Origin of the sequence: Cryobacterium fucosi, assembly GCF_004403515.1 — a bacterium.
GTDB lineage: Bacteria > Actinomycetota > Actinomycetes > Actinomycetales > Microbacteriaceae > Cryobacterium > Cryobacterium fucosi.
Genome location: NZ_SOHH01000121.1, coordinates 18,227 through 32,538, shown reverse-complemented (window position 1 = coordinate 32,538; position 14,312 = coordinate 18,227). Strand labels below are relative to the sequence as shown.

The following is a 14,312-nucleotide window of genomic DNA, read 5'->3' as shown; positions in this document are numbered from 1 at the left end:
GGTGTTCATAACGGCACTCCCTCGGCGACAGCCCGGTCGCGGATACCGCCCTCGGCCCGGTCACTCATCACGTCGACGTGCACGCCGAGGAGTTCCTCGAGGTCGAGCACGAGCCCGGCCGCATCGAGAATCGAAGCGTCGGGGGCGAAGGTGACGAGAAGGTCGATGTCGCTGCCGGCGGCATCCGTGCCCCGGGCGATGCTGCCGAAGACCCTCACCGCGCCGGCCCCGCGGTGGCCGGCCAGTTCGAGCACGCGGTCCCGCTCGCGCGCCAGCACGAGCGACGGCCGCTCAACGGTGGCAGCCAGGATGCGAGCGAGGGTTTCCGGCCGCGGCTGCACCCGACCAGCCTCGTAGGCGGAGAGGTTGGGCTGCGGAACTCCGGCACGCAGGGCCAGCTGGCTCTGCGAGAGACCGGCCCGTGCACGCGCTTCAAGAATCCGGGTCGACGCACTCATGCCGAGATTATAGCTCGAGGCTATACGAAGTGCGCGCCGGACTGCCCTCGTGTGGCGACCGGCACCCATTGGGCGTCCATGCCGGCTCTCCGCGGCCTGATCCCCGCCGAAAAGCACCACTAGTTCGGGTTGTGTTGCCTTACCGAGAGTGACCCGTGACCGGACGCGACGACACATTTTGCGGCGTAGATCGGAACTCCGCCGTGTTCCGCTGTCTGGGTGAGGATGAGGACCGCCGCTGACGGCCCTATGTTCAGCGGTTTCGCTCGCGTGGGGCCAGCGTCCGTTGCGACGATCTGGCACACGCCGTTTGTGAAGACGTGGCCGTTGGCCTGCATGGATGCGAGGAGTGTTCGTGGTTCGGCGGCGATCTCCGAGAGTTCGGTTGCGATTCGCGCGCTCACATCACTGAGGTAGCGCCCAGCGGGGAGATGCTCTTGCACAGTGGCAACGGGGACGCCGTCCTGCAGCAAGACGCTCTCGCGGATCCAGGCGTTGGCAGCCGGGTCGAGCGAGAGCCGGTGGGACACGAAGTCTGTCACCCGTTCCAACTCGAAGCGCACCGGCTGGACAGTCAACGTCATGTTCGGGTCGGCTAAGGCGATCTCAAATGGCCGCAGCTGTTCCAGTCCGCCGTGCGGGATGAAGTCCGTGACGAATCGCCCAACTCCGCGACGGGTGACCAGTAACCCGTCTTCTTCGAGGAGCATCAGCGCCTCGCGTACGGGTGTGCGGCTGACGCCGAGCATCGCCGAGAGCTCCGTTTCCCTCGGCAGCATTTCGCCGAGCCGGAACACGCCGGAGCGGATTCCATCCGCGAGCCGCGTGTAGACCGCGACTCGAATCGGCTGGCCGACGGTGAGGTGGAGCTGCTGGTGCAAGAACGGATGCGGTTCTAAACGGGTCGTCACGAGACCTCCTTGTCACGCTGAACGTATCACATTTGACATGATACTCAAGAGGTATAACCTCATACTGCATAGACGAAGGAGTCAACATGAGTTCAACCACCACGAGGGTCGGATCACCGTCAACGATGAAGGGCCTATATCCCCCCACGAGCAGCACGCCGCACATCGATCCGAAGGGGGTGGACATCGCCGAGACGATCCTCCTTCCGGGGGACCCGCTGAGAGCGAAGTTCATCGCCGAGACATACTTCGACGACATCCGCTGCTTCAACGAGGTTCGTAACATGTTGGGTTTTACGGGCACCTACCGAGGGCGGCCCGTGTCCGTAATGGGCACGGGTATGGGCATCCCATCCATCTCGCTCTATAGCTACGAGCTGATCCACTTTTTTGGGGTCAAGAACCTGATCCGGGTGGGCAGCTGCGGCGCCATGCAGGAGAACATGGAGCTCTACGACGTAGTTATCGCCCAGGGCGCGTCGACCGACTCCAACTACCTGAACCAGTTCAACCTGCCCGGTTCATGGGCGCCGCTGTCGTCGTACAGGCTGCTCGAGCACGCCAAACGGATCGCCGACGAGCGCGGTCAACGCACCCACGTGGGCAATGTGCTCTCGTCCGACCTGTTCTACGGCGCCGATCCCGACGCCATGGGGAAGTGGATGAAGATGGGCATCTTGGCCGCCGAGATGGAGTCGGCAGGTCTGTTCGCCAACGCCGCGGCCGGGGGCGTCGATGCGCTTGGCATTTTCACTGTTAGCGACCAGCTCGTCACCAACGCCAAGACCACCCCCGAGGAACGGCAGACCGCCTTCACAGGAATGATCGAGATCGCGCTGGAACTGATCTGATGAGCACCACGACTCACGCCACGCGTCCAACCCAGGTCTTCCAACCGACCCGGGCCGTCCCCATCCTGCTGTTCCTCTTCGTGTTTTCGCTGGTGCTGGACAATGGCTTCAAGTTCATGTCGCCGGCGCTGGCGCAGAATCTCAACCTGCCCGTCAACACTGTCAGCTTGCAAGCCACGCTGACCGGCATCCTGATCGGGATCGGTGCCGTGGTCTACGCCGCGCTGGCCGACTCGATCAGTATCCGGAAACTCATCATTTTCGCGATCCTCGTGATGACGATCGGGTCGATCATCGGCTTCATCTTCCAGACCAACTTCCTGCTGATCCTAGTCGGCCGGCTGATCCAGACCGCCGGCTTGGCGGCCGCCGAGACCCTCTACGTGATCTACGTCACCAAGCATTTCAGGGGCGACGAGCAGAAGAAGTACCTGGGCTTCAGCACCGCAGCCTTCCAGCTGTCGCTACTGATCGGCACCGTCGGCAGCGGCTTCATCGCCACCTACATCGGCTGGGCAGCCTTCTTCCTGGTCACCTTACTTTCCCTGCTGACCATCCCGGTCGTGCTGCGTACGGTTCGTGCTGAGGCAACAAATGAGGGCCACGTAGACGTGTTCGGGCTTTTTCTGATCGCGGTGTTCGCCACCGGCATCATCCTGTTCATGCAGAACTTCAACTTGTGGTACCTGATGCCAGTCGTCGCGGGGCTGATCCTCTTCATCTGGCACATCCGAACCCACGAAAACGCCGTGATCACCATCGCGTTCTTCGCCAACGCTCAATACTCGCTGATGATCATCGTGGTCTTCGTCATCTACTCGGTCCAGCTGGGCTACACCTTCCTCTTCCCGTTCCTGGTATCCGACATCTACGGCTTCAACCTCGGAGAGGTCTCCCTGCTGCTGATCCCCGGCTACATCGCCGCCGTGATAGTCGGCTCGGCCACCGGCAAAATCGCCCGGGTCCTCACATCCAAGCAGGCCATCACTACGGCGTTGATCGTGATCATCGCCTCGATGCTGATCCCGGCTCTGGTGGTGGACAAGTGGATCGGGATATTCGTGATCTCGATGATCTTGTTCGGGATGGGCTTCGCGTTGATGTACGGCCCCCTCGTGTCGACCGCCATTGGGCGGGTGCCGGTCGAGAACTCTGGTATCGCCATCGGCTTCTACAACCTCACCATCAACATTGCCGTGCCGATCGGCATCGCCTACACCGCAGCACTGATGAATCTGAAGCCCAACCTGCTTGGGGGGATCGCCGGTACCGACCAGGCGGCCTCCTACGGAACGGTGTTGTTGATTCTCGCGGCGGTGGCCGCCCTCGGCCTGGTGCTCTACCGCGCCTTCGTCGCGGTCCTGGAGCGACAAGGCGAGCGCGCACCCGCACCCGTCACCAATTAAGGACAAACCATGATTTCCGCCCCCACCATCACCCTCAGTGCGGCCATCGTCGCCAACCACATCGACCACACCCTCCTGAAGCCCGAGGCCACGGCAGCAGACGTGACCGCACTCATCGCCGAGGCCATTAGGCTCGGCACCTACTCCGTCTGTGTCTCGCCGTCGATGCTGCCGCTGACGATCCCCGCCGACGCCGACCTCAAGGTCGCGGTCGTCTGCGGCTTCCCGAGCGGCAAGCACCACAGTGTCATCAAGGCCGCCGAGGCCGCGCTCGCCATCGAGCAGGGCGCCGACGAGATCGACATGGTCATCGACATCGGTGCCGTCAAGGCCGGCCGCTTCGGCGAGGTGCAGGCCGATATCGCCGCCGTGCGCGCGAGCGTCCCCGCGCCGAAGGTGCTCAAGGTCATCATCGAATCCGCTGCGCTGACCGATGCCGAGATCGTCGGCGCCTGCCAGGCATCCGTCGCCGCGGGCGCCGACTTCGTCAAGACCTCCACCGGCTTCCACCCCGCCGGCGGGGCGACCGTGCACGCCGTGCGCCTGATGAAGCGAACCGTGGGCGACCGGGCCCAGGTGAAGGCGTCGGGCGGCGTACGGACCTTTGAAGAGGCCGCAGCAATGATCGAGGCGGGCGCGACCCGCCTCGGCGTCTCCGGCAGCGCCTCGCTACTCAGCGGCGCCACACCGACCGTCCTGGCCGGCACTTACTGATCGTCTGCGCCGGTGTCGGCCGCCGGTACTGGTCGATCAATCACCTCGCCGACACGTCGATCAGCACCTTCCCGACCGCGCCACTCTCAACCAGCGCGTGGGCATCCGCCGTGTGAGCAAGGTCGAACCGGTGCAGCGGCAGCCCCGCCTCCTCCCCCACGGCCAACGCGCCGTCGGCGAGCGCGGCGTTGATGTCCTCGGCCGCCGCGCGAATGACGTCGGCACCCACCGTGTAGAGCAGCACGAACTGGTAGCGCACGTTGAGGCTGAAGTGCCGGCGCACGTCGAGCGTCACCTGATCGCCGCCGTTGTTCGCATAGACCGCGATCGACCCGCGATTGCGGATGACGGCCAGATCGAGCTGCGCGTTCTGGGCGGGGGCGACCTCGACGATCAGGTCGACGCCCTCCGGCGCGATCTCCCGGATCTGTTCGACGATGTTCGGGTCGGTGTAGCTGAGCACGTGCTGCGCGCCGGCCGCCGTGGCGAGCGCCGCTTTCGCCGGCCCGCTCACGGTCGTGATGACGGATGCTCCCGCCCACCGGGCCAGTTGGATCGCCGCGTGCCCGACCGCACCTGCTCCGCCGGCCACGAGCACCACCTTCCCGGCCAAAGCGCCCGGGTGCAGCCGCCGCGGTCCGTCTTCGGCCACCGTCAGCGCGCGATACGCCGTGATCGCCGGCACCCCGAGGCTCGCGCCCTGGTCGAAGCTCGCATTCGCTGGCAGCACGAAGACCCGCTCCGCGGGAAGCACGGCGTACTCCTGAGCCGAGCCACCGTTCGCGCGCTGGTACGCGGCGAGCGCTAGCCATACCCGGTCGCCCACGCGCACGTGCTGCACCCCGGCGCCGACCGCCTCCACGATTCCGGCGCCGTCCTGCCCGGGCACGACGTCCTCGAACGCCAGGGCCTCGCCCGGTGCCGAGCCACGGCGCGACTTCCAATCGGTGGGGTTCACACCGCTGACCACGATCCGCACCCGCACCGCGCCGGCCCCGGGTTCGGTCACCGACCGATCGACGAGCTGGAGCACGGACGGGTCACCGGTCTGGCTGTACACAATGGACTTCATGTCAGGGACAACGCACGAGGCATCCGATTGTTTCCCAACTGTCTCCTGAACCAACGCGGACGCGAATGAACAGTTGATCGCAGACTCGCGCCGCGCTATTGTTGAATCAAAATGTGTAAACTTGATTCAATCATCCTGACGAGGGAGCTGATCCAGATGACAACCGGCGACCGCATCAAGCGCCTTCGCGAGCTGGCGCAACTCTCCCAACGCGACCTGCAGGCCCGCACCGACATCTCACAATCGACGATTGCCCGCATCGAATCGGGCGATCGCGCAGTGAAGCCCTACGAGCTCTCGGCATTCGCCGCCGCCCTAGGCTGCCTTGAATCGAGCCTGATGGATAGCCATCCCGTGCGAGACCGCCTGCAATACGCTGCACGAACAAATAGTGGCTGCATTGCGGAAACGGAGTCCGTCAAGGATCACCTCTTTTATCTGCTTGAGATGGATACCTACCTCCGCCGGGCTCTCACGACAAAGCAGCCGGCCTAGTGCACGCCAACGGTGCACGATGATCTCCAACGAGCACACCGCAGCCAAGGCCGCGGCCAACTTCCGTCTCAGGTACGGGCTCGGTAGTGCCCCTATCAGCGACCTGAACGACTTGATTGAAAGCCGCCTGCAAATTGACGTCGCGATCCTCAACATGGCCCCCGGTCTCGACGGAATGGTGGTGCAAGACCCGGAGACCGGGCAACGCATCATCTCGGTCGCCTGCACGCTATGGCCCGAACGACAGCGCGCCACTCTGGCGCATGAGCTGGGCCACCTCGAACTGGGTGACTTTGCGAAGGACGGGGTGATCGAGTGCATCCTGCGAACCAGCGAAGAGATCCGAGCGGATGCCTTCGCCCGACACCTCTTGGCACCCTCCGAAGGCGTAACCGGCTTTCTCGGAGGAATCCAAAAGACGAGGCGCGATCTCAATGAGGCCGACCTCTCCCGCGTCGTGCGCTATTTCGAGGTATCCACCCAAATCGCACTTATCCAGCTGGACCGCGCAGGTTGGCTGGCTCCAGGTCAGCGAGAGGAATGGTCGAGCCTCTCGGTTGGAAAGCTCGCGGCCCGCCACGGTTGGACCGACGAGCACCAAGCTTCACAGCAGAAAGCGAACACTCCTCAAGCCCCCATGCGGATCGTCGAACTGGCCATGGACGCATACGAAAACAACCTCATCGGCCTTGAAGTTGTCGCGAGGATTCGCGGGCTCACCACCGAGAAGGTCCAAGCCGAACTGAACGAATACGGCATCATGCCGAAACCCGTCGAGCTCCCAACGTCAAGGTTTGGCCGCCGCAAGTGAGCCGAGTGCCCGACGCCCAACGAGACCACAGCGAACTCGTCATCTTGGACGCCGGACCGATCCTTAACTTCTTGGGGAGAAAAGAGACCGCAACGCTCTATCTCAATACTCTCCAGTGCATGACCGATCAAATCGTCGTACCCGATGCGGTCGTCGACGAAGTGGCAAACAAGTCAATGAAGGATCGTCGCTTCGACCTCTGCAACCGCAAGTTAGCAGGCATGATCAGCGGCAACTACATAGTCGAGCTCACCACCCCGAACAGGTTGACGAACGAGGACTATGACTTCGAGTGGGCCTGGGTCGTGAACAACTGCCCGGCATCTATGGCCAACTCCGGCAAGAACCGCGGCGAGATGGTCCTCCTCGCCCATGCTCGGCTCATTCAAAAGCAAGGCCGCGATGTGGTGGCCATGATCGACGACCAGGATGCCATCCGACTCGCCAACAAAGCAGGAATCCCGTCGTTCACGACGGTGGATCTTTTCGAGGAGAGCGTGCTTCATGGCCTCATCACGAGCCGGCCTCAGCTGAAAAGGCTCTACTCGCTCGTTGCGAACCAGGACGACGGTCTGCTCTCATTTCACCTCACGGGATTGACGAACGCATTCTAGGTTTCTGGTCTCCCCCGAACCCGCGCTGTCTGGTCTGTTCGAGCGCCGGAGCTCACCCGGCCGACACGTCGAGGGTCACCTGGTCGCCGCCGTCGTTGGCATAGACCGCGATCGACCCGCGGTTGCGGATGACGGCCGCACATCACAGATCGGGGCGATGCGCGGCTATTTCACCGTCACAGTCCCCGCGCGTCGCTTGCGGCGCCTCGTCGACGAACCGCCTCGCCCATAGACCAGATACATCGTGAACCCCATGATGATCATGAGCAGCACGGTGTAGACGAACGTGATCGACATCGAGTCGACGTTGTTCTCGCCCTCCGTGCTGGCCTTGATTGCGACGCCCAGCGGTTGGTAGAGGGGATGGTAGAGGAACACGGCTGCGTCGTAGTCATCGAGCAGGCTGTTGAAGTTGAGCGCCGTGATCGCGGCTGCGGTAGGAAGAATCAGCGGAACCAGCACCTTGCGAAGGGTGAACATCGACCCGGCACCGAGGATGCGGGCGGCATCCTCCAGTGACTCGGGTACGGACGCAAAAGCAGCCTTGAGCAATCGCAACGTGAACGGGACCTTCACGATCACGTAGGCGATCAGCAGCAGACTCGTCGTTCCCGTGAGCACCTGGCCGCCGACCATCGCGTTGGGGCGGTCGAACGTCATGACGAGGGCAAGGGCGATGAGAATCGTCGGCAGGATCCAGGGAATGTGCAGCAGGTATTCCAGCATGGTGGTGACCGGGTTGCGGTGTTTCTGCAGCACGCGTGAGACGAACAGCATCCCGCCGACGACGATCGCCGACGCCAGCGCGCTGTAGACGACGCTGACCACGAAGGGTCGGAGCACCGCGGGCGTGCCGAACACCGTGGCGTAGTTGTCGAGGGTGAAGTCGCCCCAGGTGATGCTGCCGGTGAGGATGGCGCTCGATTGCAGGAAGGAGAACAGAACGATGAGCAGAACCGGCGTCGCGTAGACGACGAAGAGGACGTAGGCGGCCACGTGCACGGCAGCGTTCGCGAATCGGTTCGGGATTCTCTGTTTCTGCAGCGGTGTCGCCACCTTCGCCACCGAGAAGTACACCCCTGACTTCTCGACCCGGTTCATCATGGCCAGCAGCACGATGGTCGCCAGACCGAGGATGACGGCGAGCAGGGCGGCGAGGTCGCGCGACCCGGTGCTCTTGGAGAAGGTGAGGATCATCGGGGCGATCGTCTGGAAGTCGGTGCCGCCCAACACAAGCGGCGCCGTCAGGGCACCGAGGCCGGTCAGGAACGTGAGCACGGTCACGGCGAAGATCATCGGCCGCAGGGCGGGCAGCACGATCCGCCAGAGGATGCTCATGGTCGATGCGCCCATGTTGCGGGCCGCCTCGATGGTCTGGTAGTCGATCTTGGCCAGCGACGATCCCAGGAAAAGCATGTGGTTGGTCGTCGTGGCCAGTGTCATCACAACGACGACCGCGAAGTACCCGGAGAACCAGTTCGGGTCGATCTCCGGAAACCAGTTGCGCACGGCGTTGGTGACGAATCCGTAGCGCCCGTAGATGAAGTTGTAACCGGCGGCGAGCACGATTCCGCCGTAGATGAGCGTGGTGGCATAGCCGAGCCACAGCATCCGTGCCCCACGGATCTTGAAATAGTCCGTGACGAGAACGATGAAGATTCCGACGACGTTCACCGTGACGGCCAGCGTGGCGGCCAGCGCGAAGCTGTGCCAGAGGCTGTTCATCGCGCGTTCGGAGCTGACCAGTTTGTCGATGGCTCGAAAGCTGAACTGGCCCTGCGGCAGGAACGTTGAAATGAGCAGGTTGGCATTCGGGAAGACCAGGAACGTCGCCACGAACCATAGCGTCACCAGGCTGACGATGACCACGAACGGGGATCGGAACATCGAGGCCCACGACGAATTGCGCACGGATGCTCCCCTCTAGTACTGCAGGACCGACGACGGGTCGATATACAGCTGCGCCGCAGAACCTGGTTCGAGCGGACATCCGCCGCCCTCGGGGACCAGAGCGCGGATGCTGCTGCCGTGACTGTCGATCGTGTAGGTGCTGTGAGAGCCGTGATACGAACGGCCGGCAACGACACCGTCGAGCCGAATCGCGGCAGTGGCGCCCGTGGGCGCGTGCAACGACACCTTCTCCAGGCGCAGGTACGACGTTTTCGCCGCCGCGAGACCGGTGCCACCGCGCTGGCGAAGCTGGTGCACGACATCACCCGAAAGCCTGTTCATCGCACCGACGAAGGTGCAGACGAACTCGGTGCCGGAGCGGTTGTAGATCTCCTCCGGGGTGCCTACCTGCTCGACCACGCCATGGTTGAACACGGCGATCCGGTCGCTCATGGTGAGAGCTTCTTCCTGGTCGTGCGTGACGTACACCGTGGTGATGCCGAGTTCGCGCTGCAGGTTCTTCAGCTGTTCGCGCAACTGCACGCGCAGCTTGGCGTCGAGGTTGGACAGGGGCTCATCGAGCAGCAGGATGCGCGGCTTGAGCACGAGGGCACGGGCGATGGCGACCCGCTGCTGCTGGCCACCGGAGAGTTCGGACACGTTCTTGGCGAGCTGCTCCGAGGTGAGCTCGACTTGGGCGGCGATCTCGTCGACGAGGAGCGCCGTTTCGGCTTTCCTGGTCTTCCGCACCCGGAGGCCGAACGCGATGTTCTCCCGCACGCTCATGCTGGGGAACAGCGCGTAGTTCTGGAAGACCATGCCCACGCTGCGCTTTTCGCTCGGCAGCCGGGTGGCCACCTTCCCATCGATGTAGATCTCACCCCGGGACGGTTCGATGAACCCGGCAAGCGTGCGCAGGGCCGTCGTCTTCCCGCACCCGGAGGGCCCGAGCAGGGTGAAGAACTCACCCTGCTCGATCTCGAGGTTCAGGTCGGGGATGGCGATCTTCTCGCCGAAGCTCACTTCGACGTTCTCGAATCTGATCATGCCAGTTCGTCCCGGGCCGAGCCCTAGGGCAGGTACTCGAGCTCGGTCTTTTCGACCCACTCGGAGATCCGTTCGCGGGTCAGCGACCAGTCGATGTCCTGCTTGGGGAGGGATTCGATCAGCGCAACGACCTCGGGGAGCGCCTGCGCGCGTGCCTTTTCATTCACCGGGAAGGAGGCGAATTCAGCGGCGAACTCGCCCTGAACGTCGGCGCTGCCGAACCAGTCGATGAACTTTTCGGCCTGGCCCTGGCGAGGGGTGCCGTTGATGACCGCGATCTGCTCGGTGACGTAGGGGACACCGTCTTTCGGGCTGATCACGCCGGTCTTGGTGGCGTATTCGGCGTCGCGGCTGGTGATCCCGCTGCTGGGGAGCACGCCGTAGTCGACCTCGTCGCGGGTCAGGCGCGCATACAGGTCGGTGCCCTCGACGGCAGGGGAACCGTGCTTGTAGTAGTCCTGCACCTGCTTCCAGCCGGCATCAGAGATGCCCAGGTCGCCCTTCTTGTCGGCGTAGGGTGCGAGCAAACCGGCGAGAACCAGTTGGGGGGTGGCCTGGCCGAGGCTGGTGTTCACCTCGTATCGGCCGTCGTATGCGGCGTCCTCCCACAGGTCGCTGACCTGCGTCGGCGCGTCAGCCCCGGTGACGGTGTTGGTGTCGTAAACGGTGACGATGGCCTGCTCGACCAAGGGCCAGAACGCCCCATCCTTGGCGTCGCCGGCACTCTTGTCGACATCCCCCGACCACTCCGGCGTGTACGCAGAAACGGCATCCTCTGACTTGAGCGTTTCGAAGAACATGTTGTTCAGTCCGAAGACAACGTCGCCGACCGGGTTGTTCTTCTCGGCGACGATGCGGTTGGCGAGGTCTGCTCCGCCCAACCCCACGATCTCGATCTTCATCCCCGCCTCGGCCGCCTTCGCCGTCACCCATTCCCCGCGCCCATCGGAATTCGAGTTCGTGTAAACGATGAGAGTTCCGGAGGAGTCCCCCGACGACGATGCCTCGCCTGCCGTGCTGCTGCACGACGTCAACGCGAGGGTGCCCAGAAGCACGGCCGCAAGAGTGGCGGTGAGGGTGCGCTTGTTCAATTGTCAGTCCTTTTCTGGGCCGCGAGAGGGCAGATGGCCACTCACCGACCGGGTCAAGTTTTAGCAACGGTGACTTCACACTAAGGCGCAGCAAATCCTTCTCCAGGCCATCTGAACGAACGTTCGTCTTGCGTTAACTGGCTGTACTCGCGCCGTTGAATCCGACGACTCAGCTGATGTCTTGCGGTTGCGGATGACGGCGAGGTCGAGCCGCGCGTTCTGGGCGGGCGCGACCTCGACGATCAGGTCGACGCCCTCCGGCGCGATCTCCCGGATCTGTTCGACGATGTTCGGGTCGGTGTAAGCACCGCGTGCTCCTCAGCCGCGAAGCAGCCTACAGACACACGATGAGGGCGACCCCGCACCGCGGGGCCGCCCTCTGGCCAAACAAAGAACTGGTGAAGCTAGACGGCCTCGGCCGCCGCTTCCTTCTCCGCCTTGCGACGAGCCTTCTCGGCGTCGAGAACAGCCTTCTCGGCAGCCTTCTCCTCCGCGATCCAGGCGTCACGCTTGGCCCCGGGCACCCAACCCTTGTCCACAACGCGAATCTGGTAGACGATCGCGACGCTAACCAGCACCACCGCGATGAGGATCGCGAGGATGACTCCGAGCCCGCCGCCCACACCGACGCTGACACCCACGAGCGTGCCGAACCAACCGAAGTCGGCGTCGCCGAAGGTGCTGTTCGCGAAGCCGAGGTCGCCGAGGACCAGCAGCAGGATGGCGGGCAGGATGGTGATGATCACACCGTTGACGAATCCACCGATCATCGCGCCGAGGCGGCCGCCAGTGGCATTGCCGTAGACACCGGCTCCACCCCCGGTGAAGAAGTGAGGAACCATACCGGGGAGGATCAGCGCGAGCCCGAACATCGGGTTCAGCCAGATTGCCAGCACACCCAGCGCGATGAGGCCACCGGCGAAGGAGCTCAAGAAGCCGATGAGCACGGCGTTGGCGCCGAACGGGAACACGATCGGGATGTCGAGCGCTGGACGCGCACCGGGCACAACCTTCTCGGCGATGCCCTGGAACGCGGGCACCAGCTCGCCGAGCACCGTGCGCACACCGTAGAGGATGACCGCGACACCCACACCGAACTGCAGGGCCTGTGCAAAGGCCGCCATGATGAACGCGCCAGCGTCGGCGGAGCCGAAGATGCCGAGCGCATCCTGCATTGGAAGGGCGATGAGGCCCCAGATGGCGAAGACCATGTAGATGAGAACCATCGACAACGAGGTGGCGACCATCGAGTCGCGCAGGAACTTGAGTCCCTGCGGAAACTTGATGTCTTCGGTCGATTTGCTGCGACGACCCACGGCCTGGCCCGCCGCACCGGCGGCGATGTAGCCCAGGGTACCGAAGTGGCCGATCGCGATGGTGTCGTTGCCGGTGATCTTTTTGGTCCAGGGGTGCGCGAACGCGGGCATGACCACCATGATCACGCCGAGCAGCAGGGCGCCGATGACGACCACAAGCCAGCTGGCACCGTCACCGAAGCCGACGGAGAGCACCACGGTGAGCATGGTGGCCATGAAGACCATGTGGTGCCCGGTGAGGAACACGTACTTGAGCGGCGTGAAGCGGGCCAGGGCAAGCATCACCAGGAACCCGAGGGTGAGCACGTAGGCGCTCTGGGCGCCGAACTGCTCCTGCGCGATGGCCGTGATGACCTCGTTGGTCGGAATAACGCCCTGGGCACCGGTCACCGCGAGGATCAGTCTGCCCAGCGGGTCGAGGGAGCCCACCACCACGTTGGCGCCGGCACCGAGGATCAGGAAGCCGAGCGCCGCCTTGAGAGCACCGCCGATCACTTGCCCGGAGTTGCGCTTGAGCGCCATGAGGCCGATGGCGGTGATGATGCCGATCAGATAGGCCGGCACATTGAGAATCTGCTGTCCGATGAAGTTCAGTACGACGACGAGCCACTCCATTGTGGGAGCTCCATATTCTGTGAGAAGGGAAGGTGAAAGGGTTTACTCGACGGCGGCGGTGAGCTTCTCGGTGATCTCCTCGAGATCGAAGAAGTTGTTGATGATGATGACCTCGGCGGGCACATCGCCGAGTTCCTCGGCGAGCTCCTGGGAGGTGAGCACGATCTCGGCCGTCTGCGCGGCGCCGCGGGCCACGCCCATATCGGCGGCCTCGACATCCGCATCAATACCGAGCTTCGCGAGAACCTTCTCGGCGTTCATTTTCAGGAGCACGGACGTACCGATGCCCATTCCACAGACGGCGACGATCTTCATGGGGTGCCTTTCGATTGGGTGAGATAAGAGGGTAAAAGAGTGGGGTGGATGCTGTGCCGCGCGTTACGCGACCGAGGCGAGCCCGCGGAGCACGGCGCGAACGTCGTCGGGGCTGGTGGCCGCGGTGAGGCGCTCCATGGCCGAGCTGTCGGCGAGAACACCGGCCAGTGCACGCATCACTGTGAGGTGAGCGTCGTGGTCGACGGCGGCGAGCCCGATCACGAGGTTGACGGGGTCGTTGGCCTTGTTGCCGAATTCGACGGGGGTGGCCAGGCTCACCCAGCTGAGTCCGCCGGTGAGAACCGCCGGCGACGGTCGGGAGTGCGCCAGGGCGATGCCCGGGGCGATGACGATGTACGGGCCGTGCTTTTCGACAGCGTCGATCATCTCGTCGGTGTAGGCATCCGTGGTTGCTCCACCCAACACGAGGCCGTCGCCGGCGAGACGGATCGCGGCACGCCAGTCGGCTGCATCCGCCTGGGTCACGATGGACGACAGTGCTTCGGCGAGGTTGAATGCCACGAATGAACTCCGTTGTTTGGATTCGATCCACCCCCTGACTGCGAGGGCGATTGGGATGACTGTACAAGCCTAAGCGACCTTTTGTCTACAAATGAACCAAAGTTTTTTGAAACTGATTGCCTGGCGTATCGAAGTGGCGTCGTGGGCAGCGAATGGCGGGCGCGGGCAGCGTGGGAACTGCCCC

General features: G+C 63.6%; 15 protein-coding genes. 6 read left to right on the top strand and 9 right to left on the bottom strand.

The annotated features are described in order from the left end of the window. Positions 1-5 precede the first annotated feature (5 nt). Complete coding sequence (locus tag E3T48_RS16435) at positions 6-458, bottom strand: XRE family transcriptional regulator (RefSeq protein WP_134525085.1); 453 nt, start codon at positions 456-458, stop codon at positions 6-8. Positions 459-577: 119 nt separating this feature from the next. Beyond that, positions 578-1,369: a GntR family transcriptional regulator gene (locus E3T48_RS16430; protein WP_134525084.1), complete on the bottom strand. Its 792-nt coding sequence runs from the start codon at positions 1,367-1,369 to the stop codon at positions 578-580. Positions 1,370-1,455: 86 nt separating this feature from the next. Here E3T48_RS16430 and deoD point away from each other — a divergent pair, with 86 nt between their 5' ends. The 3 genes from deoD to deoC are packed head-to-tail and all read left to right on the top strand — an operon-like array spanning position 1,456 to position 4,340. Continuing rightward, positions 1,456-2,220, top strand: a complete 765-nt coding sequence (gene deoD, locus E3T48_RS16425; protein WP_478213395.1) for a purine-nucleoside phosphorylase — start codon at positions 1,456-1,458, stop codon at positions 2,218-2,220. Further along, complete coding sequence (locus E3T48_RS16420; protein ID WP_134525083.1) at positions 2,220-3,626, top strand: MFS transporter; 1,407 nt, start codon at positions 2,220-2,222, stop codon at positions 3,624-3,626. Before deoD ends, E3T48_RS16420 begins: the two co-directional genes overlap by 1 nt. A gap of 9 nt (positions 3,627-3,635) precedes the next feature. After that, positions 3,636-4,340: a deoxyribose-phosphate aldolase gene (gene deoC, locus E3T48_RS16415; RefSeq protein ID WP_134525082.1), complete on the top strand. Its 705-nt coding sequence runs from the start codon at positions 3,636-3,638 to the stop codon at positions 4,338-4,340. Positions 4,341-4,380: 40 nt separating this feature from the next. Here the strand turns inward: deoC and E3T48_RS16410 are convergent, their stop codons facing one another. Continuing rightward, positions 4,381-5,412 (bottom strand): NADPH:quinone reductase, encoded by a 1,032-nt coding sequence (locus E3T48_RS16410; RefSeq protein WP_134525081.1) that lies wholly within the window; start codon positions 5,410-5,412, stop codon positions 4,381-4,383. 156 nt (positions 5,413-5,568) lie between these two features. On the opposite strand from E3T48_RS16410, the gene E3T48_RS16405 reads away from it, so the two are divergent. The 3 genes from E3T48_RS16405 (at position 5,569) to E3T48_RS16395 (ending at position 7,332) form a co-directional block, all read left to right on the top strand. Then, positions 5,569-5,907, top strand: coding sequence for a helix-turn-helix domain-containing protein (locus E3T48_RS16405; RefSeq protein ID WP_166789781.1), 339 nt, complete (start codon positions 5,569-5,571; stop codon positions 5,905-5,907). 19 nt (positions 5,908-5,926) lie between these two features. Further along, complete coding sequence (locus tag E3T48_RS16400; protein ID WP_134525079.1) at positions 5,927-6,718, top strand: ImmA/IrrE family metallo-endopeptidase; 792 nt, start codon at positions 5,927-5,929, stop codon at positions 6,716-6,718. 119 nt (positions 6,719-6,837) lie between these two features. Further along, a complete protein-coding gene (locus E3T48_RS16395) occupies positions 6,838-7,332 on the top strand; it encodes a PIN domain-containing protein (RefSeq protein WP_134525078.1) in 495 nt (164 codons plus the stop codon). Between the two features lie 165 nt (positions 7,333-7,497). Here the strand turns inward: E3T48_RS16395 and E3T48_RS16390 are convergent, their stop codons facing one another. The 6 genes from E3T48_RS16390 to E3T48_RS16360 all read right to left on the bottom strand — a co-directional run bounded on the left by E3T48_RS16390 (position 7,498) and on the right by E3T48_RS16360 (position 14,128). Then, the gene (locus tag E3T48_RS16390; protein WP_338145251.1) at positions 7,498-9,243 is read right to left on the bottom strand and encodes an ABC transporter permease; all 1,746 of its coding nucleotides are present in this window, start codon (positions 9,241-9,243) and stop codon (positions 7,498-7,500) included. 12 nt (positions 9,244-9,255) lie between these two features. After that, the gene (locus tag E3T48_RS16385; RefSeq protein WP_134525077.1) at positions 9,256-10,269 is read right to left on the bottom strand and encodes an ABC transporter ATP-binding protein; all 1,014 of its coding nucleotides are present in this window, start codon (positions 10,267-10,269) and stop codon (positions 9,256-9,258) included. A 23-nt stretch (positions 10,270-10,292) separates the two neighbouring features. Beyond that, positions 10,293-11,360 (bottom strand): extracellular solute-binding protein, encoded by a 1,068-nt coding sequence (locus E3T48_RS16380; protein ID WP_134525076.1) that lies wholly within the window; start codon positions 11,358-11,360, stop codon positions 10,293-10,295. 404 nt (positions 11,361-11,764) lie between these two features. After that, a complete protein-coding gene (locus tag E3T48_RS16370; RefSeq protein WP_134525075.1) occupies positions 11,765-13,291 on the bottom strand; it encodes a PTS ascorbate transporter subunit IIC in 1,527 nt (508 codons plus the stop codon). Positions 13,292-13,333: 42 nt separating this feature from the next. Continuing rightward, positions 13,334-13,606: a PTS sugar transporter subunit IIB gene (locus E3T48_RS16365; protein ID WP_134525074.1), complete on the bottom strand. Its 273-nt coding sequence runs from the start codon at positions 13,604-13,606 to the stop codon at positions 13,334-13,336. Between the two features lie 63 nt (positions 13,607-13,669). Then, positions 13,670-14,128: a PTS sugar transporter subunit IIA gene (locus tag E3T48_RS16360; RefSeq protein WP_134525073.1), complete on the bottom strand. Its 459-nt coding sequence runs from the start codon at positions 14,126-14,128 to the stop codon at positions 13,670-13,672. Between the last annotated feature and the right edge of the window lie 184 nt (positions 14,129-14,312).